Genomic DNA, 25,229 nt, shown 5'->3' on the forward strand with positions numbered 1-25,229 from the left:
TCTGTTGCCCTATCGACGTGGGAAAGGGGGGAATGCCGGCTCAGTCGGCCGGCTCGAAGTGGCGAAAGACCGGCTCCAGCTCCGAACGGGTCTCCTCCCACTGGCTGTCGGGCGCCACGAGGAAGATCGCGTATCCGTTGCCGCCGGCCACGAAGCCCCGGTTCAGCCCGTGCATCCGGCCGGAGCTGCCCTGCCAGGTGAACTCCCAGTCGGCCGACTTGTCGCCGTCCCCGGTGTCGGGGACGGGCGGCTGGTCACCGGTCGGCCCGAGCTTGATGCGGTCGTAGCCGGGGAACCGCGAGCCCCTGGTGGCGGCCTCCAACTCCTCCCAGTCCCGCAGAGCGCTGGAGCTCGGGTCGGAGGTCTGGTCGACCTGCACGTAGGAGCCGCGGTCGGAAGAGCGGAAGAACACGCTGGTGCCCTCGCGCTCCGGGCCGTTCCAGTCCTCGGGGACCACGATGGAGAAACCGGTGCGGTCCCGGTGGCGGCGGAAGCCCTCGGGAGGGTCGTCGCCGGACTCCTCCGACGGCGACGCCGACGCGCTGGCCGTACGGGCCGTGGTCGGGCTCCCCGACGAACCGCCGGTCGGCGGGCCGGAGGTCACCCGCACGCTCAGCGCGCCGCCGGGCTTGCGGTCGGGTTCGTTGTCGCGGTTCATCATCACCGCCACCACGCTGATGGCCAGGAGCAGCACCACGACGACGACCCCGATCAGCACACGCGCGCCCGGCCCGCGACGTCCGCCGCCGGCCCCGGTGCTGGAACGGGTGCCGGGGGACGCACCGGCCGGCAGGGTGTCGCCGCCGGGCGGCCCGGCCCGCAGGCCGGCCTCGTCCAGCACGGTGGCCGCGGGCTCCGGCGACTGCGAGGTGGCCCGGGTGGGCGCGGCGTCGGCGGGCTCCTCGGGGTCGGTCGCGGTCTCCAGCGGGTCGCCGGACCCGCCGTCGCCGATCGCGGCGATCTCCTGGGCGCGCTGCGCCGGATGCGAGCGGTCCAGCTCGTCGGCCTCGGGCGGCGCCTGCGAGCCGGCCTCGGGGGGCGGCGGCACCGGGCGGGTGTACTGGGCGTCGACCGACTCCTCCCGGACGATCTCGTCCAGCAGCATCCCGGCTTCAGGGGCGCTCATCCGCTCGTCGGGGTCCTTGCGCAGCAGGCCCTCGATCACCGGGGCCAGCGCCCCGGCGTGCGGCGCCGGCGGCGGGTCGTCGGAGATGATCGCCACCAGCGAGGCCATCGGCTCGGGCCGCTCGAACGGGGACCGGCCGTCCACCATGGCGTACAGCGTGACGCCCAGCGACCACAGGTCGGAGGCGGGCCCGGCGGTCTTGCCGCGCGCCCGCTCGGGGGCGATGTAGGCGGGCGAGCCCATCACCAGGCCGGTCTGGGTGAGGGTGGCGTCCCCGGTGGCCACGGCGATGCCGAAGTCGGTCAGCACGGCCCGGTCGCCGTCGCCCAGCAGCACGTTGCTGGGCTTGACGTCGCGGTGCAGCACCCCGGCCTCGTGCGCGGCGTGCAGGGCGGCCAGCATCTGGCGGCCGATCTCGGCGGCCCGCCGCACCGGCAGCGGGCCCTCCCGTTTGATCACCTGGTCCAGCGAGCGGGCCCGGATCAGCTCCATGATGATCCAGGGTCGGCCGTCCTCTTCGACGACGTCGTATACGGTGACCACGCCCGGGTGACCGAGCCGCGCCGCGGTGCGGGCCTCACGGAACGTCCGCTTGTACTGAACGGAGCGTTCCTCGTCGGTGAGACCGTGCGGCAGGATGACCTCTTTCACCGCCACGTCACGACCGAGGACCTCATCGTGAGCCTGCCAGACCGTCCCCATGCCGCCATGGCCGACCGGGGCCACCAGGCGGTAACGCCGGGCGAGCAACTTCTCTCCGGCGGTCTCGTTCGGCATATGCGCGACCATATCGACAATTGCTGACAACCTCGGAGGGGACGCGCGAACGCGTCCCCCGGTATCTACGACGACGCCGGCACCGCCGAGGTTCGCCGACGCGACGCCCGAGCTTGAAAAGTGTGAGCCAGTGAGACCCGGTAGAACAGAGAAGACACCGTCAAGCCACCACGGGGGCCTGATGAGGGCTGACAGCAAGGTTCCGGACCGGGCGACCGGCGCCGGTCTGCGCGATACCTGGGGTCGTCTCGCCCGGTCGGCCCCGGACGTCTTCTTCTGGTACACCCGGCTGTCGGGCGTACTGTCGATCCTGGCGTTCGTCTCCTCGGACCTGATCCAGCGGCTGGGCGGAATCTGGGCGCTGCGCTGGATCTACTACCTCGGCTTCACCGCCAGCCTGCCCTACGGGGTGCTGCTCATCCTGCTGTCGATGGGGGTGCGGCGGCGCAAGAAGGCCGCCTGGCGGATCCTGATGCTGCTGTTCGGCGTCTACTTCGGGTTCGCGCTGCTGGTGGTCGGCAAGCTGGCGCTGGAGCCGGACCGGTCGGTCGCGCTGGGCGAGCTGTTCACGCTGGCCGCCTACGCGGCGGTGCTGACCCTGCTGGCGGCGGCCCGGTCGGAGTTCAACGCGCTGCCGGACCGTGCCAACCGGAGGCTGGCGCTGGCGGTGTTCTCCGGGGTGCTGGCGGTCAGCGGGCTGCTGGGCACCGGGCTGGTCACCCTGACCAACCGCGACCCCCAGGGCGACTTCGTCACCGACGCGCTGTACGCGGCGCTGCAGACGGTCGGCGGCCCGGGGGTGACCGGCGAGCCCATCGACGTGGACGTGCCCACCCGGGTCAACCTGCTGCTGGGCGTGCTCGGCACCGGCCTGCTGATCATCACCTTCTGGGCGCTGTTCCGGCCGGGCCGCCGCGACGCGGTGCTCAGCCCCGGCGAGGAGCTGGCGGCCCGCCGGCTGCTGGCCGAGTACGGCGAGCAGGACTCGCTGGGCTACTTCGCGCTGCGCCGCGACAAGGACGTCATCGTCGCCCCCAACGGCAAGGCCGCCATCTCCTACCGGGTCGAGGGCGCGGTCTCGCTGGCCAGCGGCGACCCCCTCGGCGACCCGGAGTCCTGGGACCAGGCGATCGAGCTGTGGCTGGCCGAGTGCCGCGCGCACGCCTGGATCCCCGGCGTGGTCAGCGCGGGCGAGCGCGCGGCGCACGTGTACCGGCGGCACGGGTTCGACGCGCTGGAGCTCGGCGACGAGGCCATCCTGGAGCTGACCGACTTCTCGCTGGAGGGCCGCGAGATGCGCCAGGTCCGCCAGGCGGTCCGGCGGGTCGAGCGGGCCGGCTACCGGGTGCGGATCCGCCGGCACGCCCAGATCCCGGCCGAGGAGATGAGCCGGCTGATCGCCAGCGCCGACCGGTGGCGGGAGGGGGCGACCGAGCGCGGGTTCTCGATGGCGCTGGGCCGGCTCGGCGACCCCACCGACGGCCGCTGCGTGATGGTCGAGGCGTTCGACGCCCGCGGGGAGCTGCGCGGGCTGCTCAGCTTCGTGCCGTGGGGGCGGCACGGGCTGTCGCTGGACCTGATGCGCCGCGACCGCACCGCCGAGAACGGCCTCAACGAGTACATGGTCGCGAAGGTGGCCGAGCAGGCGGCGCTGATCGGCGCGCAGCGGATGTCGCTGAACTTCGCGATGCTGCGCGCGGCGTTCGAGCGCGGCTCCCAGCTCGGCGCCGGCCCGGTCGCCCGGGGGTGGTACCGGTTCCTGTCGCTGGCCTCCAAGTTCTGGCAGCTGGAGTCGCTGTACCTGGCCAACGCCAAGTACAACCCGATCTGGGCGCCGCGTTTCGTCTGCTACCAGCAGTCCCGCGACCTGGTGCGGCTGAGCCTGGCCTTCGCACGGGCCGAGGGGTTCCTGCCGACGATCAACCGGCCGAAGCTCGACCGGGCCGCCCGACTCACCCCCTCCCCCGACCTCGTCCGCAGGATCCGGGACATCGAGGACGAGGCGGAGGCCGCCCGCGCCCCCCGGCGGCGGCTGTCGGAGCAGGAGCGGGTACGGCACGCCAAGCTCGACCAGATCCGCGCCGCCGGGCTCGACCCCTACCCGCTGGGGTTCGACCGCACCGACCACGCCGCCGGCATCCGCGCCCGCTTCCCCGGCCTGCCCGCCGACACCCGTACCGGCGAGCGGGTCTCGGTCGCCGGGCGGGTGGTGCTGGCCCGCGAGCACGGCCGGCTGGTGTTCGTCACGTTGCGCGACGAGTCCGGTGACATCCAGGTGATGCTGTCGGCCGGCGAGCTGGTGGCGGACGGGGACGGCCCGGGGTCGCTGGCCGCCTGGAAGCGGATGATCGACCTCGGCGACCAGGTCGGCGTCGAGGGCGAGGTGGTCACCTCCCGGCGCGGCGAGCTGTCGGTGCTGGCCTCGCGGTGGACGCTGACGGCCAAGTGCCTGCGTCCGCTGCCCAACAAGCGCAGCGGGCTGTCGGACCCGGAGGCCCGGGTGCGGCAGCGGTACGTGGAGTTCATCGTCAACGACGAGGCCCGCCGGATGCTGCGGATGCGCGGGGACGCGGTGGCGGCGGTCCGCGACCGGCTGCGCGAACGGGGCTACCTGGAGGTCGAGACCCCCATGCTGCAGCCCATCCACGGCGGCGCCACCGCCCGCCCGTTCACCACCCGCATCAACGCCTACAACATGCAGCTGTACCTGCGGATCGCGCCGGAGCTGTACCTCAAGCGGCTGCTGGTGGGCGGGGTCGGCAAGGTCTTCGAGCTCAACCGCAACTTCCGCAACGAGGGCGTCTCCCCCAAGCACAACCCCGAGTTCACGATGCTGGAGGCCTACGAGCCCTACGGGGACTACGACACGATGGCCGCCCTCACCCGCGACCTGGTGCTGGAGGCCGCCCGCGCCGCGCTCGGCACGACGGTGGTGGCCCGCGACGGCGTCGAGTACGACCTGGCCGAGCCGTGGCGGGAGGTCACCGTGTACGGGTCGGTGTCGCAGGCCCTCGGCGAGGAGATCACCCCGGACACGCCGGTGTCGGTGGTGCGCAAGCACGCCGACCGGGTCGGGCTGGGCTTCGACGTCGACTGGGGCCAGGGCAAGCTGGTGCAGGAGCTGTTCGAGGTCCTGGTCGAGGAGGAGCTGAAGGCCCCGACGTTCGTGCGCGACTACCCGGCCGAGACCTCCCCGCTGACCCGGCCGCACCGCGCCGACCCCCGGCTGGCCGAGAAGTGGGACCTGATCGTGTTCGGCCTGGAGCTGGGCACCGCCTACAGCGAGCTGATCGACCCCATCCTGCAGCGCGAGCGGCTCACCGAGCAGTCGCTGCTGGCGGCCGGCGGCGACCCTGAGGCGATGGAGCTGGACGAGGACTTCCTGCGGGCCCTGGAGTACGCCATGCCGCCCGCCGGGGGCATGGGGATGGGCATCGACCGGCTGCTGATCACCCTGACCGGCCGGAGCATCCGCGAGACGATCCCCTTCCCGCTGGCCCGCCCCCGCTGACCGCCGGGGGCCGGGTCAGCCGCCCTCGCCGCGCAGCACGCAGAACTCGTTGCCCTCGGGGTCGGCCAGGACCACCCAACTCCGCCCGCCCTGGCCGATGTCGACGCGGCGGGCGCCGAGGGCCAGGATCCGCTCGACCTCGGCGACCTGGTCGTCGGGGGTCAGGTCCAGGTGCAGCCGGTTCTTGCCGGCCTTGGGCTCGGGCACCCGCAGGAAGAGGATCTTGGGGGAGACGGCCTCGTCCAGGCCGAGCGCGACGCTCTCGGCGTCCTCCTCCAGGATCTTGAAGTCCAGCACCCGGCTCCAGAACTCGGCCAGACTCCGGGGATTGGCGCAGTCGATGACGAGCCAGCTCCAGTCGCTACCCATGCCGGGCCGCTACCTCCTCGGTCTCAGCGATCACTGTGGACAAGGTACTTCTCCTCGTTCGGCAGCATGACCCACAGCACCAGGTAGACCACGAACTGCGGGCCGGGCAGCAGGCAGGACAGCAGCGCGAGCGCGCGCACCGTCCAGGGCGTGAGCCCGGAACGACGGGCCAGGGCCGCGCACACTCCCGCGATGACCCTGCCCTGGCGGGGACGGTAGAGACCGGTCATGGTGACCACTCCTTCAAGCCGTTGTGCCTGGTCTTACGTGTTCCACGTTAGAAACCCGGCAGTCGGGCCCGAATCGTTCGAAGGGTTGGTCCGCGTCCCCTACCCAGGAATTAGGGGACAACCCTTAAGGGGCGTTGTGACGCTCCACCAGGGCGGGGAGGTCGACCAGGTCGTCCAGGACGAAGGTGCAGCGGCGCAGCGCCCGCTCGTCGTGCTGGATGTGGCCCCACGGCCCGCGCCGCAGGAAGGCCGCCCGCATCCCGAACGCCAGGGCCGGGCGGACGTCGTTGTCGATGCGGTCCCCCACGTACAGGATGTCGCCGGGCGGCAGGCCGCACTCGGCGGCGCAGCGGGCGAAGAACTCCGGCGACGGCTTGCTGACCCCCCACACGTCGGAGATCCCCACCACGTCCGCCTCCAGCCCGAGCGCGGCGAACTGCTCGGCGGCCTGCACCGGCTGGTTGCCGGCGACCCCCACGTACAGGCCCTGCGCCCGCAGCCCGGCCAGGCACCGGCGGGCGTCGAAGTACAGGTCCTCGGCGCCGAAGCCGTTGGGCACCCCGGCCTCGGCGCGGCGCCGCTCCTCCTTGTCCAGGTCGAACCCGGGGCGGAAGTACTCCAGCAGGTCCAGGTGGGTGCCGCCGGTCGCCAGCAGCGCGCCCAGTTTGGTGAGGAACGTGTGCCGGGGCACCCCCAGCCAGTCGGCCCACCGGCCGTAGATCTCGCCCTCGTTGATCAGGGTCTCGCCGATGTCGAAGAACACGGCCCTGATCGGCGCCCGGTCCGCCCCGCCGGTCGCGTCGCCGGTCGCCTCGCCCGTCGTCGTCAAGGCAGCGACACCGACTCTCCCGGCTTCAGCCGCCGGTACTCCTTGCCGGCCTTGGCGGCGGCGTTGCCCACGTGGGTCTCCATCACGGAGATGCCGACCTCGTTGAGGATGCCGTCGTGGATGACGTACGCCCGCTCGGGGGCGACCTCCTTGACGTAGGAGTACATCTCGGAGACCTTCATCCACGGCGCGGTGCCGGGCAGGCACAGGGTCGGCACCGGCTCCGACGGCACGGTCAGGGCGTCGCCCGGGTGGAAGACCTCGCCGTCCACCAGGAATCCGGTGTTGGGGATGGGCGGTACGTCCGGGTCCAGGATCTCGTGGTCCTCGCCGTACACGTGGACGTCGAACCCGGCGATGGTGAGGGCGTCGCCGTGGCCGGCGGCCCTGACCCGCCCGCCCAGGTCGGCGAGCTTGTCGGCCACCACGTGGGAGGCGTACAGCTCCAGGCGCGGGTTGGCGGCCATCGCCTGGCGGAGCCGGTTCTCGTCGAAGTGGTCGAAGTGCTCGTGGGTGATGAGCACGGCGTCGGCGCCCTCCAGCGCGTCCTGCTCGGGGGTCAGGCCCCCGGGGTCGATGACGAGGGTGCGGTCGTCCTTGGTCAGCCGGACGCAGGCGTGTCCCAGCTTGGTCAGCTTCATCGGTCCTCCTTCCGGCTCCGATGCTTTCACGTGCCGGCGCGCCCCCGGACGGCCGGGGAGCGTTGACGGGCACCGGGGCCGTTAGGTAGAACACGTTCTACTCAACGGTCCGTGCGCGACCGGTGCGAGGAGGCGGCCATGCCCGTTCCCGACCAGCGCGATCCCGACACGACCCGGCGGCTGCTGGCCGGATGGCTGGCGCGGCGCCTGCCCGGCGCCCGGGTCCTCCATCTGGAGACCCCCCGGACCACCGGCTTCTCCAGCGAGACCCTGATGTTCGAGATGGAGTGCGACGGGCGCCGGGAGTCCCTGGTGGCCCGGGTGGCGCCGCTGGCCTACCAGATCTTTCCCGAGCCCCGGTTCGCCGAGCAGTACCGCCTGATGCGGATCCTCGACGAGCGCACCGACATCCCCGTCCCGGCCATCCGCTGGTACGAGCCGTCCACCGAGCCGCTGGGCGCGCCGTTCTTCGTGATGGCGCGGGTGGACGGGGACGTGCCCACCGACATGCCGCCGTACCACATGGACGGCTGGGTGACGCAGGCGCCGCCGCGGGAACGGTCCGCCATGTGGTGGTCCGCCCTGGAGATCCTCGCCAGGCTGCATCGGCTGGACGTGGCGGAGCTGGGCCTGGAGTTCCTCGACCAGCCCCACTGGGGGCCGACGGGGGTCCGGCAGCGGCTCGGCTATTACGAGCACTACCTGGGCTGGGCGTACCAGGGGCCGCAGGAGGTGGCGCTACGGGCTCTGCGATGGCTCAAGGCCAACATTCCCGAGGAGCCTGACCCGCCCGTGGTCCTGTGGGGCGACGCGCGGATCGGGAACGTCATCTACCGCGCGGGGGTTCCACAGGCGGTGCTGGACTGGGAGACCGCGATGCTCGGGGCGCCCGAGGAGGACCTCGCCTGGTACCTGTTCCTGGACCGCCACCACTGTGAGGGCGTCGGCGTGCCACGGCTGGAGGGCTTCCCCTCCCCGGAGGAGACCGTCGCCCGCTATGCCGAGCTGCTCGGCCGGCCGCTGCGCGACATGACCTATTACGAGGTGCTGTCCGGCTTCAAGTTCGCCGTCATCATGGCCCGGATCGGGCAGGCGATGCTCGACTTCGGCTGGATCACACCCGACGACCCGTTCCCGCACGACAACACCTCCACCCGACTGCTGGACACGGTCCTCAAGGAGCTGGCGTGACGCTCTCCCCGCTCGACGACTACCCGATCCACCAGGTGCCGGAGGTGATGCGGCACACCGGCACCTCCGACCGCAACTTCTACGACCGGTACTACTTCAACTGCTTTCCGACCTCCGGCGAGGCGATGCTGATCGTGGGGCTGGGCCAGTACCCCAACCTCGGTGTCACCGACGCGTTCGCGCTGCTGCGCCGTGGACCGCTGCACCGGGTCGTACGGGCGTCGCGGGAGCTGGGCGCCGACCGGATGGACACCCGGATCGGCCCGTTGCGCGTCGAGGTGGTCGAGGGGCTGCGGCGGCTGCGGGTCGTGCTGGAGGACAACGAGCACGGGCTGGCGTTCGACCTGACCTGGGATGCCGCCGTCCCCGCCCAGCTGGAGCCGCCGCACTTCGTGCGCTGGCAGGAACGGGTCGTCTTCGACTCCCGGCGGCTGGCGCAGACCGGCCAGTGGACCGGCTCGATCACCGTGGACGGCGAGGTGCTGGAGGTCACCCCCGACCTGTGGTGGGGCTGCCGGGACCGCTCCTGGGGCATCCGCCCGGTCGGCGAGCCCGAGCCGCCCGGCATCCAGGTCAAGAACGCCGGGACCTTCTACTGGCTGTACGCGCCGATGCAGTTTCAGACCCACTCGATCCTGTGCATCCTCCAGGAGGACGAGAAGGGGCGGCGGGTGCTGGAGGAGGCGGTCCGCGTCTGGCCCGACCCGGAGCGGGAGCCGGAGTATCTGGGCCGCCCCGAGTACCGGCCCGTCTACCGGGAGGGCACCCGCGAGGTGGAGACCGCGACGATCTCGTTCGCCCCTCCGGGCGGCGAGCCGTTCGACGTGCAAGCCACACCGGTGCTGCCCGTCCACCTGATGGTCGGCACCGGGTACGGGCTGGAGCCGGACTGGAAGCACGGCATGTACCAGGGGCCGGACCTCAAGGTGCAGGGCGTCTCCTATGACACTCGCAAGGAGGAGGACGCCGCCCGCATGTGGGGCATGGTCGACGCCGTGGGCCGCTTCGAGTACGACGGGAACGTGGGGCACGGCCTGTTCGAATACTGGGCGCTGGGGCCGCATCCGAGTTTTCCACAGTAGGCGCCGGGCCGCTGCGCGGCGGCCGGCGGGTGGCAGACTCGACCCATGAGCGAGTGGGTGGGCAGGACCGCGACGGAGATCGCGGCGGCGGTGCAGACAGGGCAGGTCACGGCGCGCGAGGTCGTGCAGCGGCATCTGGACCGGATCCGGGCCATCGACAGCGAGCTGGGCGCTTTCGTCCGCGTCCGGGGTGAACGGGCGCTGGCCGAGGCGGACGAGGTCGACGCCCGCGCCGACCGGGCCGGGCTGCCGCTGGCCGGGGTCCCGGTGGCGATCAAGGACAACATCCCGGTCGCCGGGGAGCCGATGCGCAACGGCTCGCTGGCCACCCCGGCCGCCCCGCAGCGGGCCGACCACCCGGTGGTGGCCCGGCTGCGCGCCGCCGGGGCGGTCGTCGTCGGCCTGACCAACCTGCCCGAGCTGGCCATCTACCCGTTCACCGACAACGCGTTCGGCGTCGCCCGCAACCCGTGGGACACCCGCCGCACCCCCGGCGGCTCATCGGGCGGCGCGGCGGTGGCGGTGGCCGCGGGCATGGTCCCCATCGCGCATGGCAACGATGGTGCGGGCTCCATCCGCATCCCCTCGGCCAACTGCGGACTGTTCGGCATCAAGCCCGGCCCCGGCGTGGTGCCCGCCGAGATCGGCTCCGACAGCTGGGGCGGGATGTCGGAGAACGGCCCGCTGGCCACCACTGTGTCCGACGCCGCCCTGGCCCTGTCGGTGATGGCCGATGACCCCGCCCTGGCCGCCCCGCCCGTCCCGGAGGGCCTGCGCATCGCCCTGTCGGTCAAGCCGCCGGCCCCCGGGGTGACGATCCAGCGGGAGCTGCGGGCGGCGATCCGCACGGCAGGCCGGGAGCTGGTCGGCCTCGGCCACGACGTGCGGCGGGACGACCCGGACTATCCCCTGTGGGCTGGTCCCGCCGTGATCAGCCGCTGGCTCGCCTACCCGGCCGCCGACGCCGAGCCCTACCTGGCCCACCCCGACCTGGAGACCCGCACCCGCAGGCACGCCCGCGCGGGCCGCGTGGGCCGCGGTCGCGCCCCTGTTCGAGCGCCGCGACGTGCTGGTGATGCCGACCCTGGCCCGCCAGGCGCCGGCCGCCCGCGCGGGCGGCGAGCGCTCCTGGCTGCGCAGCGTCGTCACGTCCCTGACCTACGCGCCGCTGACCGGCGCCTGGAACCTGGCGGGCTATCCGGCCGCCTCGGTCCCGATGGGCGTCAGCTCCGCGGGCCTGCCGATCGGCGTCCAGCTCGTGGCCGCCCCCGGCAACGAGGCCCTGCTCCTGGGCCTGGCCGCCCAGCTGGAGGCCGCCCACCCCTGGTCCCGCCATGCCCCGGCCTACAACCCGTCCCGCCTCGCCGCGGCCACCGGACGGTGACCGGCCGGGGCCGGCCCCGGCCGTGGAAACGGCACCGGGGTGCCCGCCACCTGCGGCGGGCACCCCGGTGGGTGGTCTTCGGTCAGATGTCAGGCGGGGGTGCCGGGGCTGTCACCAATGGTGAAGGCCACGTCCCCCTGCGGGTCGACCTGGGCGTCCAGGGTCTTGTCCTGCAGTAGCTCCGCCGCCCCAGGCTCCAGGTACACGCGGGCGCCCTCTTCCTCGACGATCTCGTCCCCCGCCTCTGGAGCGGGCGCCACGGACAGGCTGAGAGTCTGCGAGCCGTTGACGCCCGACGCGATGCGGATACCGGTCTCAGGCGGCAGTTCCGGGTTGGCGGTCACGGTACGGATCACCTGAACGGCACCGCTGGTCAGCGTGAGCACGATCAGCTCCTCACATTCGGTTTCCGGACCCGCTCTGCCCTGCCCAGGCCCCCACCGCGTAAACCCCCAGGACCGGCCGTCCGAGCCGGCACGATCGCCCCGACGACCGGCGCGGACATCCCGGTCCCCGACCGGGTCCCACAGGTCCGCGGAGCGATGAACGCGATGTCCGCCAGATAGCGAGCCACCTCGCCACAACCGCGAACGAACCAGGCCACCGACCGGCTCCCACAGGTCCGCGGGCCGATGAACACGATGTCCGCCAGACGGCGAGGCCACCTCGCCACAACCGCGAACAAGCCAGGCCACCGACCGGCTCCCACAGGTCCGCGGAACGTCCTCCAGGCCGGTGAACGCGGTACCCGCCGGTGCCCGGGTGGGCACCGGCGGGCGGGGGCGGGCGGGTCAGTCCGCCGAGGGGGCCAGGGCGCGGACCGCCTCGGCCGGGGACAGGCCGCCGCCGGGGACCACCGCGACGATCGGGGTGGTCAGGCCGGCGTCGACGTACTGGCGGATGCGGTCGCGGCAGGCGGCCGGGGAGCCGTGCACGATGAGGTCGTCGACCACCTCGTCCGGGATGGCCGCCAGGGCGCCCTTGCGGTCGCCGGCCGCCCAGGCGTCGTTCATCGGCTTGAGGGCGTCGCCGCGGCCGAGCCACTCGTGGAACGCCGCGTAGACCGGGACGGTCATGTAGGCGGCGATCATCCAGCGGCCGATGCGACGCGCCTCCTCGGCGTCGTCGGTGGGGCACACGAACAGCCGGGCCAGCAGTTCGGGCCCGTCCCCGAGGACGCCGCGGACGGTGCGGACGTCGTCCGGGGACAGCCAGTTGGTGATCGCGCCGTCGGCCTCGCGGGCGGCCAGCCGGAGCATCCCGGGACGCAGCGCGGCCAGCACGATCGACGGCGGCTCGTCCGGAGCGCCGTCCAGCTTGAAGCCCTTGACGCCCACCGCCTCGTCGGTCACCTTCTCACCGGCCAGCGCCTTGCGCAGGAACCGCAGCGTGTCCCGGACCCGCTGGTACGGCTCGGTGAACGGGATGCCGTTCCAGCGCTGCACGATGGTCTCCGAGGAGGTGCCGACGCCCAGCACGAAGCGTCCGGGCGCCAGCCCGGCCAGCGTGGCGGCCTGCTGGGCGAGCAGCGCCGGGCCGCGGGTGTAGACGGGCACGATCGCCGTCCCGAGCCGCAGCCCGGGGTCCCACTGGGAGGCGAGGGCGAGCGGGGTGAACGCGTCGGCGCCGTTGGTCTCCGCCGACCAGGCGTCGGTGTAGCCGAGGTCGGTGAGCCCGGCGACGATCTCCCGGTGCTCGGCGAGCGGCACCCCGGTCATCGGGATGGTCAGGCCCCAGCGAGCGGTCATGGTGGTGCCTCCTTCAGGCGATCGAGGGGCGGACGATGGAACCGCCGTCCACCACCAGGGTCTGTCCGGTCATCCACGAGGCGGCGTCGCCGGCCAGGAAGACCACCGCGTTGGCGATGTCCTCGGGCTCGCCGAGCCGGCCCAGCGGCAGCGCCTTGCTGATCCGCTCCTGGTTGGGCTCCCACAGCGCGCGGGCCAGGTGGGTCTTGACCAGGCCGGGGGCGATGGCGTTGACCCGTACGGCCGGGGCCAGCTCCACCGCGAACTGGCGGGTCAGGTGGATGACGGCGGCCTTGGTGGCGTTGTAGTACCCGATCCCGCCCTCGGTGACCATGCCGCCGACGCTGGCCATGTTGACGATCGCGCCGCCCCGCTCGGCCATCGACCGCTTCCACGCCAGCGAGGTCCACTGCACGATGGCGAACTGGTTGACCTCGACGGTCTTGGCCGCGCGGGCGGCGTCGAGGTCCACCATCGGCCCGTAGTAGGGGTTGGTGCCGGCGTTGTTGACCAGCACGTCGATCCCGCCGAACTCGGCCACCGCCGCGTCCACGCAGGCGGCCGCCTGCTCGGCGTCGCCGACGTGCGCGGCCTTGGCCAGCACTCCGACCTCCGGGTGGGCCGCCCGGATCTCGGCGGCCACCTCGTCCAGCGATTCCTGCTTGCGCGACGACAGCACCACGTTGGCGCCCTCGGCGGCCAGCGCCATGGCGCTGGCCTTGCCGATCCCGCGCGAGGCGCCGGTGATCAGCGCCGTCTTGCCCTGCAGTCCGGTCCGCATGCGCACTCCTCGATCTCGCGCCCGAATGGCATTCAGGGTAGCCAGTGACCGACCAGTCGGTATGTGGCGGCCCCTCCCCTTCCGGCGGCCGTTCGCCCGGTATAGATTTGAGCAACCGCTTGGTTAAGGAGGTCGCCGCGTGGCCAAGGAGCGCCGCCCCGCCATCGAAGGCTGGTTCATCACCGAGGACGGCCGGACCCGGCTGCTGGGCACCCGCTGCACCGCCTGCGGCACGCCGTACTTCCCGCGCAACGCGCTCGCCTGCCGCAACCCCGGCTGCACCGGCCCCAAGGACGGCTCGGAGCTGGAGGAGTACGCGCTGTCCGGCCGTGGCCGGATCTGGTCGTTCACCGACGCCCGCTACCAGCCTCCCCCGCCCTACGTGCCGTCCGACCCGTTCCGGCCGTTCACCCTGGCCGCCGTGGAGCTGCCCGAGGAGCGCATGGTCGTCCTGGGCCGGACGGTCCCCGGCCTGACCCCGGACGATCTGCAGGTCGGCGCCGAGGTCGAGCTGACCACGGGCATCCTCTACGAGGACGACGACACCGAATACCTCACCTGGCTCTGGAAGCCCGTGGCGCCCGCCCCCGCGACTCCCCGAGCCGAGGCGGACACGGCCGCGCGAGGAGCCGCGACGCGAAGCGGTGACACGGGCGACCCGACACCCGCCGCCGGAACGACGGCGCGCGGGACGAGCGCCGTGGGCGCGGGCGGCCGGACCACCGAGCCGATCGCCGTGCTCGGGGTCGGCATGCATCCCTGGGGCAAGTGGGGCCGCAACTTCGTGGAGTACGGGCTGGCGGCGGCCCGGGCCGCACTGGCGGACGCCGGGCTGTCCTGGCAGGACGTCCAGTACGTCGCCGGGGCGGACACCATCCGCAACGGCTATCCGGGCTTCATCGCCGGAGCCACGTTCGCCCAGGCGCTCGGCTGGTCGGGGGCGCGGGTCTCCAGCTGCTACGCCGCCTGCGCCTCCGGCGCCCAGGCCATCGACCTCGCACGCGCCCGGATCCTGGCCGGCCTGTGCGACGTCGCCCTGGTGGTGGGGGCGGACGCGGCACCCAAGGGCTTCTTCAAACCGGTCGGCGGAGACCGCCCGGACGACCCCGACTGGCTGCGCTTCCGGCTGCTGGGCGCGACCAACCCCGGCTACTTCGCCCTGTACGCCCGCCGCCGGATGGCGCTGTACGGGGCGACGCCGGACGACTTCGCCGCGGTCAAGGTGAAGAACGCGCGGCACGGCCTGGCCAACCCCTACGCCCGCTACCGCAAGGAGGTCAGCGTCGAGGACGTGCGGGAGTCGGCGATGGTGGCCGACCCGCTGCGGCTGCTGGACATCTGCGCGACCAGCGACGGCGGCGCGGCGGTGGTGCTGACGTCGATGGACTTCGCCCGGTCGCGGGGCATCGCCGACCCGGTACGGGTGGCGGCGGTGAGCACGGTGACGCCGACGTTCCCCAAGACCGTGCTCGACCTGCCGGACTTCGCCACCGACTCGGCCATGACGGTCGCCGAGCCGGACCGCCCGTTCCGCTCGGCCATCGCGCACGCGGCCTACGAGGAGGCCGGGATCGGGCCCGGCGACCTGTCGCTGGCCGAGGTGTACGACCTGTCCACCGCCCTGGAGCTCGACTGGTACGAGGACATCGGCCTGTGCGAGGCCGGCGGGGCCGAGGCCCTGCTGCGGTCCGGGCGGACGGCGCTGGGCGGCGACATCCCCGTCAACCCGAGCGGGGGGCTGGCGTCCTTCGGGGAGGCGATCCCCGCCCAGGCCATCGCGCAGCTGTGCGAGCTGACCTGGCAGCTGCGCGGGCAGGCCGAGGGGCGCCAGGTCGCGGGCGCCCGCGCCGGCATCGCCGTCAACCAGGGACTGTTCGGCCACGGGTCCGCCGTCATCGCGCTCCGCTGACTCCGCGTACCGTCCGCTACGCCCCATCCCGCCGGGCATGAGACGATCGCCCTACGGGACTGGCGGACGCCATGCGGCGACCGGGCGGACATGAGGGAACACGAGACCGTGCACACCGAACCGGAACCGATCGGCAAGCTGCCCTCCGGACGGCATCGGCTCTCCCGCGATTACGTCGTCAACCACCAGGTCACCCGGATCCTGGCGGCGGTTATCGAGGTGACCGGCACCACCGGGTACGCGCAGCTGACCGTGGAGGCCGTCATCGGCCGCGCCGGGGTGTCGCGCAGCACCTTCTACGAGCACTTCCGCAACAAGGACGACGCCTTCCTGCGGGCCTACGACACGATGGCCGCCCGCCTGATGGACTCGGTCACCGACGCTTACAAGCAGGAGGAGGACGCCCTGGGCCGGCTGCGCGCCGGGCTGTCGGCGTTCCTGGAGTTCCTGGCCGCCGAGCCGCTGGCGGCGCGCACCTGCATCGTGGAGAGCCTGGCCGCCGGCCCGCGGGCGGCGGCCAGGCGCGACGAGGCCAAGCAGGCGTTCGTCCAGCTCGTGGCCGACAACATCCGCGAGCTCTTCCCCGCCTACCCCGAGCCGGGCCTGACCGCCGAGACCATCGTCGGCGGGATCCACGAGGTCGTCCACACGCGCATCCGCCGCGACGAGATCGCCGAACTGCCCGCCCTGCTGCCCGCCCTGCTCAACGTCTTCGCCATCCCCGACCCCGAACGCTGGGGCCCGGACGCCACCGCCCCGTACGCCCGCGAACCCGAAGCCCCCGGCACCGCCCCACTCGACTGACCACCCGGCACGACCGGACGCACGGCCCAACCGACACTTCACGCCAGCCCGCCGCGCCGGGCGAGCACCCGCAGCCAGACGCGCGGCCCGGCCGACACTTCACGGCAGCCGTACCAGCGCCGGACGCGCCGGGCGAGCGCCCGCAGCCGGACGCGCGGCCCGGCCGGTACGGCGGGCGGACGCCACGACCCGGCCGGTGGCATGTCGCGGTGGGCGCCCGGTGACCGTGCCCGGCCCGGCCCGGAGCCCGGAGTGGCCCGGTCAGGGGAGGTGCTGGATGTCCTCTATCACGGCGGGCATCATCGCGTTCCAGTTCTGGAACCAGTCGGCCAGGACCTGCAGTTGCTCGTCGTCGAGTGCGGCGAGCCGGTCGCCGGCGGCCCGGGCGACCGGCTCGAAGTAGGACGACAGGCGGGCCACGGTCTCGGGGACCGGCTCGACGATGACGCGCCGCCGGTCCTGCGGGTCGCGGGTGCGCTTGACGTAGCCGGCCCGCTCCAGCCGGTCGATGACGGCGGTGATCGCCCCACCGGTGGTGATGCCCATGGTCTGGGCGAGCCGGCCAGGGGTCTGCGGCCCGTCCAGGACGAGCAGGTTGATGCACTGGGCGTCGGTCATGTTGATGCCCGCCCTGCTCGCGGTGGCATGGTGCAGCAGAACCGTCCACATGGTGCTGCGCTGCATGGCCAGCCGCAGTCCCTCGATCAGCTCGGCCCGATCCGGCACGTCCAGGACCCTCTTCCCGGCGACTTCCAACGTCGAGAGTCCCTGTTCAAGGGTGACTCCGTCACCGAATGCTATTGCCCTTCCGCAGACGGTCGAAAAGCCCGCCGGGGCGCCGGGACCGTGCGGTCAGCCGGTGGCCGCCCGCTGAGCGACCTCCTTGGCCCAGCGGTAGTCGGCCTTACCGGCGGGCGAGCGTCGCATCTCCGCGACGAAGGCGTAGGTCCGGGGCACCTTGTAGCCGGACAGGTGCTTGCGGCAGTGGGCGTCCAGCTCCTCCACCGGCGGGGTCTCGCCGGACGGCTGCACCACCGCCGCGACCCGGCTGCCCCAGCGCTCGTCCGGGACGCCGGTGACGACCGCGTCGTAGACGGCCGGATGCCCCTTCAGGACGGCCTCGACCTCCTCGGGGAAGACCTTCTCGCCGCCGGTGTTGATGGCCTGCGAGCCGCGCCCGTACACCGCGATGGAGCCGTCGGTCTCCACGGTGGCGATGTCGCCGGTCAGCAGCCACCGCCGGCCGTCCACCTCGGGGAACGTCCTGGCCGTCTTGACCGGGTCGTTGTAGTAGCCGCTGGCGATGTAACCCGTCCTGGCGACCTGGCCGAGCACTCCCGAGCCCGGCTCGACGGGCCGCAGCGACTCGTCCAGAACGACGACGTTGTCGGTGTCGGGCGCGAACCGCAGGCCCTTCTCCGGGCTGGAGCCCGCGGTGGCCTCGGCCGTGGAGCCCGACTCGGTGGAGCCGAACCGGTCCAGGATCATCACGTTCGGCAGCAGCGCGGCCAGCCGCTCGCGCACGGTGCCGGTCAGGATCGCGCCCGTCGACACGTAGGCGTACAGCGATGACACGTCGTAGGAGCCGCGGGCCAGTTCCTCGGCCATCGGGATCGCGATCGCGTCCCCGGTGATCGTGATGGAGTTGACCTTCTCCCGCTCGACGGCCCGCCACACCTCGGCGGCGTCGAACTTGCGGACGTACACCAGCGTGGCGCCTATCCACCAGGAGATCCAGGTGGCCATCTGGGCGGCGCCGTGCATCAGCGGGGCGACCGGCATCATCACCAGCGGCCCGGCGTTGCGGGCCTGCTCGATGATGTCTTCAGGCCGTTGCGGGCGGGGCATGGTCGGGTTCCAGAACGCGTGGAGCATCTGCCGCATCTGCCACATCACGCCCTTGGGCATGCCGGTGGTGCCGCCGGTGTAGACGATGTAGAGGTCATCACCGGAACGGGGCGGGAAGTCGCGGGTCTCCGGCTGGTCGCGCAGCGCGTCCTCGTAGCGCACCGCGCCGGGGATGGCCGAGTCACCGCCGACCGCGATGAAGTGCCCCAGCTTCGGGGCCTGCGCCGCAGCGGCGGCCACCCGGTCGTCGAACTCCACGTCGTAGATCAGCGCGACGCTGTCGGAGTCCTGGTAGAGGTAGACCAGCTCCCCCTCCACGTACCGGTAGTTGACGTTGATCGGCACGGCCCGGATCTTCAGCGCGGCCAGCAGCCCGGTGACGTACTCCAGCCCGTTGTAGAGCTGGATGGCCACGTGCTGCCCCGGCCCCACCCCTGCCGACCGCAGGTGGTGCGCCAGCCTGTTGGCCTGCGCGTCCAGCTCCGCGTAGGTGAACCTTCGGTCACCGCACACGGCCGCGACGCGCTCCCCGACCGCGTCCGCGACTCCCTCGAACAGATCCGCGTAGTTGAACTCCATACCGGCGACCTCCGGTGGGTGGGATCAGGGGTGGATTCGGAGGGTCAGGTCCCTGTCACGGCTTGTCGGAGCCCACGATCCACAGGGCGAAGAACTGGGCGCCGCCGCCATAGGCGTGGCCGAGCGCCCGGCGGGCGCCGTCCACCTGGTGCTCCCCCGCCATCCCGCGCACCTGGAGCGCGGCCTCGGCGAAGCGGATCATCCCGGACGCGCCGATCGGGTTGGACGACAGCACGCCGCCGGACGGGTTCCACGGGATGTCGCCGTCCAGCGCGGTGGCGCCGGCCTCGGTGAGCTTCCAGCCCTCGCCCTCGCCGCAGAAGCCCAGGTTCTCCAGCCACATCGGCTCGTACCAGGAGAACGGGACGTACACCTCGGCGCAGTCGAGCTCACGGCGCGGGTCGGTGATGCCGGCCTGGCGGTACACGTCGGCCGCCGCGTCCCGGCCGCCCTGCGGCAGCACGTTGTCCCGGCCGGCGAAGAAGATCGGCTCCGAGCGCATCGAGGTGCCCTGCACCCACGCGGGCGGGTTGGGGGCGCTGCGCGCCGCGCTCTCGGAGGCCAGCACCATCGCACAGGCCCCGTCGGAGGACGGGCAGGTCTCCAGGTAGCGGATCGGCTCCCACAGCATGGGCGTCGACTCGACCATCTCGCGCGAGATGCCGGGGATCTTCAGATGGGCGTAGGGGTTCTTCAGCGCGTTCTGCCGGTCCTTGACCGCCACCAGCGTGCCGATGTGGTCGGGGGCTCCCGACCGCCGCATGTAGGCGCGGATGTGCGGGGCGAAGTAGCCGCCCGCCCCGACCACCAGGGACGTGCTGTGCGGCGAGTCGACCGTCAACGCCCAGGTGGCGTTGGACTCCGACTGCTTCTCCCAGGCCACGGTGAGGACCCGGTCGTGCACGCCGCTCTGGATCAGCCCGGCCGCCACGATCGCGGTGGAGCCGCCGACCGACCCGGCGGTGTGCACCCGCATCATCGGCTTGCCCCGTGCGCCCAGCGCGTCGGCCAGGTACGCCTCGGGCATCATCATGCCCTCGAACAGGTCGGGGGCCTTGCCGATGACGACCGCGTCGATGTCGGCCCAGTCGAGCCCGGCGTCCTCCAGCGCCCGCTGCGCCGCCTCCCGCAGCAGCCCGGCCATCGACACGTCCAGCCGCTTGGTCTTGTACGCCGTCTGGCCGACGCCGATGACCGCACAGGGGTTACCCACGTGGCTCTCCTTCCAGCACGCAGACGAGGTTCTGCTGCAGGCACGGCCCGGACGAGGCGTGGCCCAGCGCCTTGGCGGCCGTGCCGTCCTGGACGCGGGCGGCGGCCTCGCCGATCCGGATCAGCCCGGCGGCCATGATCGGGTTGGCCGACAGCGCCCCGCCGGACGGGTTGACCAGCACGTCATCGCCCAGCCCCAGGGCCTCGCGCAGGATCAGCTCCTCATGGCTGAACTGGGCGTGCAGCTCGGCCACCTCGACCCCGGCCGCGCCCGCCCGTTCCCCGGCGATCCGGGCGGACTCGCTGCGGCTCAGGTCCCGCACGCCCAGGCCGTGGGCGTCGGCGCGGTGGTCGATCCCGGTGATCCAGGCCGGGCGTTCGCACAGCTCCCGGGCCTTGTCCCCGGCGGCCAGCACGATCGCCGCCGCCCCGTCGGTGTCGGGCGCGATGTCGTAGGGCCGCAGCGGCGCGACGTCGTAGCCCTGCGAGCCGTCCGGGTCCTCCAGGTGCAACGCGTACGGGTTGTCGCGGCCGGCGGCGCGCGACCTGGCGGCGACGGCGCGTAGGTCGTCCTCCTTGGCCCCGGCCCGCTCCAGGTAGGCGCGGGCCTGCAGGGCGGCCAGCGATACCTGGTCGGGGCCGAGCGGCGCCAGGTAGTACGGGTCGAGCTGGGCTGTCATGACCTTGCGCACGTCCGCCTGCGACGACTTGCCGAAGCCGTAGACCAGCGCGGTGTCCACGTCGCCGTGCAGCAGCCTGACGTACGCCTCGTACAGCGCCCAGGCGGCGTCCATCTCCACATGGCTCTCGGAGATCGGCGGCCAGGCGCCCACCGCGTCCAGCGCCGTCACGAACGCGAACGGCTTGCCCTCCAGGTAGTCGCACGAGCCCGAGCAGGTGAACCCGAACCTGTGGACGCCGGTCCGTTCCTTGATCTCGGTGATGACGGGCGCCAGCATCTCGACCTCCGACAGCCCGCCGCTGTCGGCGGCATGCCGGGTCTGCACGAACGCGACGACCGCGATTTCTCTGTTCACACGTAGTCCTTGATGCGTTCGAACGGGACGTCGGGCTCGTCGAGCGGCTCGAACCACCTGATGTTGTTCATCGTCGGCCCCCACTCCTCGCGGGGCCGCCAGGCGGCCTTGACCCGCATGCCGATGCGGACCTGGTCGGCGGGGATGCCGGCGACCAGGGCGAGCATGGTCAGGTCGGCGCCGTCCAGCAGGATGTAGGCCGACACGAATGGCACCTCGGGGGCGCGCGGGTCCGGGATGTTGTTGACCGCGAACGTGGTGACGGTGCCGGTGTCGGCGACCTCCACCTCCTCGGTGGTCGGCACGCCGTCGCGCGAGCACATCCCCTTCATCGGGACGATCACGCTGTCGCACACCGGGCAGCGGTGGCCGAGGATCCGGCCCTGGGAGATGCTCTCCAGGAAGCGGCTCAGGGCGCGGCCGGGGTCCAGCGTGTACTCCAGCCGGGTCGGCGCGTTGATCATCGTGACCTCGGGGCGGAAGCACTCGATGTCGCCGATGCCGCCGCCGCGCTCGGCCCGCCACTTCGGCCGTACCCGCAGGCCCGTCTTGAGGAAGCGGGGCGGTTCGGCGCCCGCCTCGAACTCGCCCATGTCCAGGGCGTGCAGCAGGGCGGTGTCGGCGCCGTCCGGCTTGATCAGGGCCCAGGCGAAGGGGCGGTCCAGCGGGTGGTCCGGGCGCGGGTTCGGCACCCACGACCAGCTCTGGACGGTGCCCGCGGGGCCGACCTCGACCCACTCGTCGGTGACGGCCGCGCCGGTGTCGGGGTCGTACTCGGTGGGCGGGACGAGCACCCGCCCCCCGGCGGTGCGCACGCCCACCAGCCGGCCGTCGCGCAGTTCGCTGAGGAACCGGCCGATGACCGGGCCGACCGAACGCGTGTAGCCGCCGGGGAACTCCAGGACGTGGTTGGGACTAGATGGCAACTTCGCGGTCCTTCCAGTACGGGTCCCGCAGCTTGCGTTTGAGGAGCTTGCCGTTGGGCTCGCGCGGCATCGTCTCGATGAAGTCGATCGACCTCGGCCACTTCATCCGGGCCAGCCGGCCCTCCAGGGAGGCGAGGATCTCGGCGGCCAGCTCCGGGCCGGGCGGCACGCCCTCGGCGGGCTCGACCACGGCCTTGATCTGCTCGCCCCACTCCTCGTCCGGGATGCCGAACACCGCCACGTCGGCGACCTTGGGGTGCAGGATGATCTCGTTCTCGATCTCGGCCGGGTAGATGTTGGCCCCGCCGGAAATGATCATGTCGGTCTTGCGGTCGGACAGGAACAGGAAGCCGTCCTCGGTGAGGTGGCCGATGTCGCCGACGGTGAAGAAGTCGCGCAACCGGTTCTGCTCGGTCTTGTCCTTGTCGCCCTTGTACTCGAACTGGACGCCGGCCATCTTCATGTAGATCGTGCCGGGCGCGCCGGTGGGCACCTCGTTGCCCTCCTCGTCCACGATGAGCAGCTCGCTGATCGGCCATGCCTTGCCGACCGTGCCCGGGTGCGCGCGCCAGTCCTGGGGACTGGCGATGGTGCCGCCGCCCTCAGTGGCGGCGTAGTACTCCCAGATGCAGTCGCCCCACCAGTCGAGCATCTGCTGCTTGATGGGGACGGGGCAGGGCGCGGCGGCGTGGATCGCCCACTTCATCGACGACACGTCATAGCGCCCGCGCACCTCCTCCGGCAGCGACAGCAGCCGTTTGAAGTGGGTCGGCACCATGTGGGTGTTGGTGATGCGGTACCTCTCGATCAGCCGCAGCGTCTCCTCGGCGTCCCACTTGTCTATGTAGACGAGGGTGTGGCCCATCTGCAGCGCCGTACCGCCGAACTGGGTGACGGCCGTGTGGTAGCAGGGCGAGGTGATCAGGTGCGCCTGCGGCTCCTGGCCGGCCGGGCGGCCCGGCGGCATGCCGAACATGGCCAGTAGGAACGTCATCAGCTCGCCGCTGTCGTCGGGGTCGAACCCGCTCAGCGGCCGCCGGACGCCCTTGGGCCGGCCGGTGGTGCCGGAGGTGTAGTGCATGGTGGCGCCGGCGGTGCGGTCGCCGGGCAGGGTGTCGGGCTGCCCGTCCACCAGTTCGGCCACCGGACGAAAGCCCTCGACCTCACCGAACGCGAACCGCCGGTGCGGGTCGAGCTTGGCTTCCTCGGCGCCGAGCAGGCCGTCCGCGGCATGGCGTTCGTGCACGAAGAACGCCTTGGCCTCGGCGTCGGCCACGATGTAGCCGATCTCCGGCCCGGTCAGGTGCCAGTTGATCGGCGTGTAGTACCAGCCGGCCTGCAGCGCGGCCAGGTACAGCACCAGCCCGTCCACTCCGTTGGGCACCAGCCCGCAGATGCCGTCACCCTGCTCCAGCCCCAGCGCGCGCAGCCCGTGGACGAGCCGGTTGGCGCGGGCGAGCAGTTCACCGGCGGAGTACTCGGTGCCGTCCGGATCGACGGCCGCGATCCACTCGGGATCGGCCTGTGCCAGCCGCCAGAAACCCAACGATCCCATCGGATTCTCCATGCTTCGAGGTCCCGGAGGGAAAGTAGATCACGTTCTCGTTTTGCTCGGCAAGACCTGGTAGCTGGCAGCGATCATCCATAGAATCTGTTCTTATTTTGTCTCTTCCAAGGAGGTCGTGAGGATGCAGCGGCTGCCGATCAGCACCGCGCACTGCACGGTCGAGCAGGACGGCCCCGTGGTGATCGTGACCATGGACCGGCCGGAGGCCCGCAACGCGCTCAGCTCGTCCATGCTCGTCGGGATGGCCTCGGCGTTCGCCTACATCTCCGCCACCCCCGAGGTGCGGGTCGGCATCCTGACCGGGGCCGGCGGGCAGTTCTGCGCCGGCGCCGACCTCAAGGCGATGGGCGCCCCGCCCGAGGACGAGGACACCCGGCGGCGGATGGCCGAGATCCCCAACTTCCACTGGAAGGGGCTGCTGCGTGAGGACGTGCCCACCAAGCCGATCATCTGCGCCATCGAGGGCTACGCGGTGGCCGGCGGCACCGAACTCCTGACGGGCACCGACCTGCGGGTGGTCGCCGAGAGCGCCACCCTGGGGCTGTTCGAGGCCAAGCGCGGGCTGTTCCCCATGGGCGGCTCGGCGATCCGGCTGCCCCGCCAGATCGGGTACGCCGCCGCGATGGACATCCTGCTGACCGCCCGCTCGGTCACCCCGCAGGAGGCGCTGGCGATGGGGCTGATCAACAAGATCGTCCCGGACGGGCAGGCGCTGGCCGCCGCCCGCGAACTGGCCGACCAGATCGCCGCCTGCGGACCGCTGGCCGTCCAGGCCATCCTGCGCGTCTACCGGGAGACCGCCCACCTGCCCGAGGAGGAGGCGCTCAAGGTGTCCGACGAGATCGGCTGGCCGGTGCTCGGCTCCGAGGACGCCAAGGAGGGCACCCGCGCCTTCCGTGAGAAGCGCCCCGCCGTCTTCCGAGGCGAGTAGTCGCCCGGATCCCCCACGGCGGCTGGCGTACGCCGGCCGCCGTCTCCGGGTGACGGCCGAACACCCGGGTGCCCGGCCGTATCGACCTGCTGGTTAATCGGTGCGGGACCGCGCCGAAAACCGGCCTTCGTTTTCTCCGCCGCTCCGGTGGGACGTCTTGACAGGACGAACGCCCCATCTGGAGGAGAAACAGGCAATGGTCGTGAGCATCCTGCGGAACCGGAACCGGAACCGGAACCGGCACGACACCGCCACCGCCGAGGTGCCCGAACGGGACACCGGGCCACGGCGACGATTCTGGCCGCGGCGCGGCACCGCGCCCGGCGCTTCCGCCACCACCACCGTGGTCGACCGCCCCCAGCCCGGCCGCTACCTGCGCGGCCGCCGCACCCCGGTCAGCAACGCGATCATGGGCACGGCCTGGGCCGCCGTCCTCATCCTGCTGCTGGGCATGCTGCTGACCGCAACCGGCGCCAACCCCGCCAACGCCTTCGTGAGCCACACCCTCGACACCGCCGGCTGGCTGGCGACCCCCTTCGACGACGTCTTCCCCAACCCCGACCCCGAACGCCACCGCTACCTGAACTGGGGCCTGGCCGCCTTCGTCTACTTCCTGCTGGGCCGCACCCTGTCCCACATCGTCCGCTTCTGACCCCGGACCCCACCACCCGCCCGGCACCGGCCCCCACGAACCGGAGGGACGCCCACCACACGGCGCCCCTCCGGCAGCGTTCAGGTTCGTGACTT

At 72.4% G+C, this 25,229-nt stretch carries 23 protein-coding genes and 2 pseudogenes; 10 read left to right on the top strand and 15 right to left on the bottom strand.

Annotation, left to right across the window (positions count from 1 at the left end; translation table 11 throughout):
* Positions 1-40: 40 nt before the first annotated feature.
* A complete protein-coding gene (locus C4U03_RS06940) occupies positions 41-1,903 on the bottom strand; it encodes a serine/threonine-protein kinase (RefSeq protein ID WP_235017684.1) in 1,863 nt (620 codons plus the stop codon).
* Between the two features lie 181 nt (positions 1,904-2,084).
* Here C4U03_RS06940 and lysX point away from each other — a divergent pair, with 181 nt between their 5' ends.
* Complete coding sequence (gene lysX, locus C4U03_RS06945) at positions 2,085-5,414, top strand: bifunctional lysylphosphatidylglycerol synthetase/lysine--tRNA ligase LysX (RefSeq protein ID WP_103936787.1); 3,330 nt, start codon at positions 2,085-2,087, stop codon at positions 5,412-5,414.
* A 15-nt stretch (positions 5,415-5,429) separates the two neighbouring features.
* Here lysX and C4U03_RS06950 read toward each other — a convergent pair whose 3' ends face one another.
* The 4 genes from C4U03_RS06950 to C4U03_RS06965 form a co-directional block, all read right to left on the bottom strand.
* On the bottom strand, positions 5,430-5,783 hold the full coding sequence (locus C4U03_RS06950; protein ID WP_103936788.1) for a VOC family protein: 354 nt from the start codon (positions 5,781-5,783) through the stop codon (positions 5,430-5,432).
* Between the two features lie 23 nt (positions 5,784-5,806).
* Positions 5,807-6,013: a PspC domain-containing protein gene (locus C4U03_RS06955; protein WP_103936789.1), complete on the bottom strand. Its 207-nt coding sequence runs from the start codon at positions 6,011-6,013 to the stop codon at positions 5,807-5,809.
* Between the two features lie 124 nt (positions 6,014-6,137).
* Positions 6,138-6,842, bottom strand: a complete 705-nt coding sequence (locus C4U03_RS06960) for an HAD family hydrolase (protein WP_103936790.1) — start codon at positions 6,840-6,842, stop codon at positions 6,138-6,140.
* The gene (locus C4U03_RS06965; RefSeq protein ID WP_103936791.1) at positions 6,839-7,483 is read right to left on the bottom strand and encodes an MBL fold metallo-hydrolase; all 645 of its coding nucleotides are present in this window, start codon (positions 7,481-7,483) and stop codon (positions 6,839-6,841) included. Before C4U03_RS06965 ends, C4U03_RS06960 begins: the two co-directional genes overlap by 4 nt.
* Before the next feature lie 138 nt (positions 7,484-7,621).
* On the opposite strand from C4U03_RS06965, the gene C4U03_RS06970 reads away from it, so the two are divergent.
* From C4U03_RS06970 to C4U03_RS41035, 4 genes and pseudogenes are all read left to right on the top strand, one after another.
* The gene (locus C4U03_RS06970; RefSeq protein ID WP_103936792.1) at positions 7,622-8,674 is read left to right on the top strand and encodes a phosphotransferase family protein; all 1,053 of its coding nucleotides are present in this window, start codon (positions 7,622-7,624) and stop codon (positions 8,672-8,674) included.
* On the top strand, positions 8,671-9,756 hold the full coding sequence (locus C4U03_RS06975; RefSeq protein WP_200827081.1) for a hypothetical protein: 1,086 nt from the start codon (positions 8,671-8,673) through the stop codon (positions 9,754-9,756). Before C4U03_RS06970 ends, C4U03_RS06975 begins: the two co-directional genes overlap by 4 nt.
* 45 nt (positions 9,757-9,801) lie before the next feature.
* Positions 9,802-10,659: pseudogene (locus C4U03_RS41645) on the top strand (amidase); the annotation flags it as partial.
* A gap of 172 nt (positions 10,660-10,831) precedes the next feature.
* Complete coding sequence (locus tag C4U03_RS41035) at positions 10,832-11,140, top strand: amidase family protein (RefSeq protein WP_200827115.1); 309 nt, start codon at positions 10,832-10,834, stop codon at positions 11,138-11,140.
* A gap of 89 nt (positions 11,141-11,229) precedes the next feature.
* Here C4U03_RS41035 and C4U03_RS06985 read toward each other — a convergent pair whose 3' ends face one another.
* From C4U03_RS06985 to C4U03_RS06995, 3 genes are all read right to left on the bottom strand, one after another.
* Positions 11,230-11,526: a Fe-S cluster assembly protein HesB gene (locus tag C4U03_RS06985; protein ID WP_103936793.1), complete on the bottom strand. Its 297-nt coding sequence runs from the start codon at positions 11,524-11,526 to the stop codon at positions 11,230-11,232.
* A gap of 405 nt (positions 11,527-11,931) precedes the next feature.
* Complete coding sequence (locus C4U03_RS06990) at positions 11,932-12,888, bottom strand: LLM class F420-dependent oxidoreductase (RefSeq protein ID WP_103936794.1); 957 nt, start codon at positions 12,886-12,888, stop codon at positions 11,932-11,934.
* A 13-nt stretch (positions 12,889-12,901) separates the two neighbouring features.
* Entirely contained in the window at positions 12,902-13,669 is a 768-nt protein-coding gene (locus tag C4U03_RS06995; RefSeq protein ID WP_103936795.1) for an SDR family oxidoreductase, read from the bottom strand.
* Positions 13,670-13,808: 139 nt separating this feature from the next.
* Here C4U03_RS06995 and C4U03_RS41040 point away from each other — a divergent pair.
* From C4U03_RS41040 to C4U03_RS07005, 3 genes and pseudogenes are all read left to right on the top strand, one after another.
* A pseudogene (locus tag C4U03_RS41040) lies at positions 13,809-14,174 on the top strand (Zn-ribbon domain-containing OB-fold protein); the annotation flags it as partial.
* A gap of 246 nt (positions 14,175-14,420) precedes the next feature.
* Positions 14,421-15,578 carry a lipid-transfer protein gene (locus tag C4U03_RS07000; protein WP_200827116.1) on the top strand — a complete coding sequence of 386 codons (1,158 nt, stop codon included), beginning with the start codon at positions 14,421-14,423 and terminating at the stop codon, positions 15,576-15,578.
* Positions 15,579-15,668: 90 nt separating this feature from the next.
* Complete coding sequence (locus tag C4U03_RS07005) at positions 15,669-16,382, top strand: TetR/AcrR family transcriptional regulator (RefSeq protein ID WP_103936797.1); 714 nt, start codon at positions 15,669-15,671, stop codon at positions 16,380-16,382.
* A 38-nt stretch (positions 16,383-16,420) separates the two neighbouring features.
* Here the strand turns inward: C4U03_RS07005 and C4U03_RS40295 are convergent, their stop codons facing one another.
* From C4U03_RS40295 to C4U03_RS07035, 7 genes are all read right to left on the bottom strand, one after another.
* Entirely contained in the window at positions 16,421-16,585 is a 165-nt protein-coding gene (locus tag C4U03_RS40295) for a hypothetical protein (protein WP_160146917.1), read from the bottom strand.
* 58 nt (positions 16,586-16,643) lie between these two features.
* On the bottom strand, positions 16,644-17,138 hold the full coding sequence (locus C4U03_RS07010; protein ID WP_200827082.1) for a MarR family winged helix-turn-helix transcriptional regulator: 495 nt from the start codon (positions 17,136-17,138) through the stop codon (positions 16,644-16,646).
* Between the two features lie 96 nt (positions 17,139-17,234).
* Entirely contained in the window at positions 17,235-18,809 is a 1,575-nt protein-coding gene (locus C4U03_RS07015; RefSeq protein ID WP_103936798.1) for an acyl-CoA synthetase, read from the bottom strand.
* A gap of 55 nt (positions 18,810-18,864) precedes the next feature.
* Complete coding sequence (locus tag C4U03_RS07020; protein WP_103936799.1) at positions 18,865-20,022, bottom strand: thiolase domain-containing protein; 1,158 nt, start codon at positions 20,020-20,022, stop codon at positions 18,865-18,867.
* On the bottom strand, positions 20,015-21,058 hold the full coding sequence (locus C4U03_RS07025; RefSeq protein WP_103936800.1) for a thiolase domain-containing protein: 1,044 nt from the start codon (positions 21,056-21,058) through the stop codon (positions 20,015-20,017). Before C4U03_RS07025 ends, C4U03_RS07020 begins: the two co-directional genes overlap by 8 nt.
* Positions 21,055-21,984, bottom strand: coding sequence for a Zn-ribbon domain-containing OB-fold protein (locus tag C4U03_RS07030; protein WP_103936801.1), 930 nt, complete (start codon positions 21,982-21,984; stop codon positions 21,055-21,057). Before C4U03_RS07030 ends, C4U03_RS07025 begins: the two co-directional genes overlap by 4 nt.
* Complete coding sequence (locus C4U03_RS07035; RefSeq protein WP_103936802.1) at positions 21,974-23,539, bottom strand: acyl-CoA synthetase; 1,566 nt, start codon at positions 23,537-23,539, stop codon at positions 21,974-21,976. The genes C4U03_RS07030 and C4U03_RS07035 overlap by 11 nt, the downstream gene beginning before the upstream one ends.
* A gap of 133 nt (positions 23,540-23,672) precedes the next feature.
* On the opposite strand from C4U03_RS07035, the gene C4U03_RS07040 reads away from it, so the two are divergent.
* Together C4U03_RS07040 and C4U03_RS07045 are read left to right on the top strand one after the other, a co-directional pair.
* Positions 23,673-24,482, top strand: coding sequence for a crotonase/enoyl-CoA hydratase family protein (locus C4U03_RS07040; protein WP_103936803.1), 810 nt, complete (start codon positions 23,673-23,675; stop codon positions 24,480-24,482).
* A 196-nt stretch (positions 24,483-24,678) separates the two neighbouring features.
* Positions 24,679-25,134: a hypothetical protein gene (locus C4U03_RS07045; protein ID WP_103936804.1), complete on the top strand. Its 456-nt coding sequence runs from the start codon at positions 24,679-24,681 to the stop codon at positions 25,132-25,134.
* The last annotated feature ends 95 nt before the right edge of the window (positions 25,135-25,229 follow it).

This window comes from Thermomonospora echinospora, from assembly GCF_900108175.1.
Classification (GTDB): domain Bacteria; phylum Actinomycetota; class Actinomycetes; order Streptosporangiales; family Streptosporangiaceae; genus Thermomonospora; species Thermomonospora echinospora.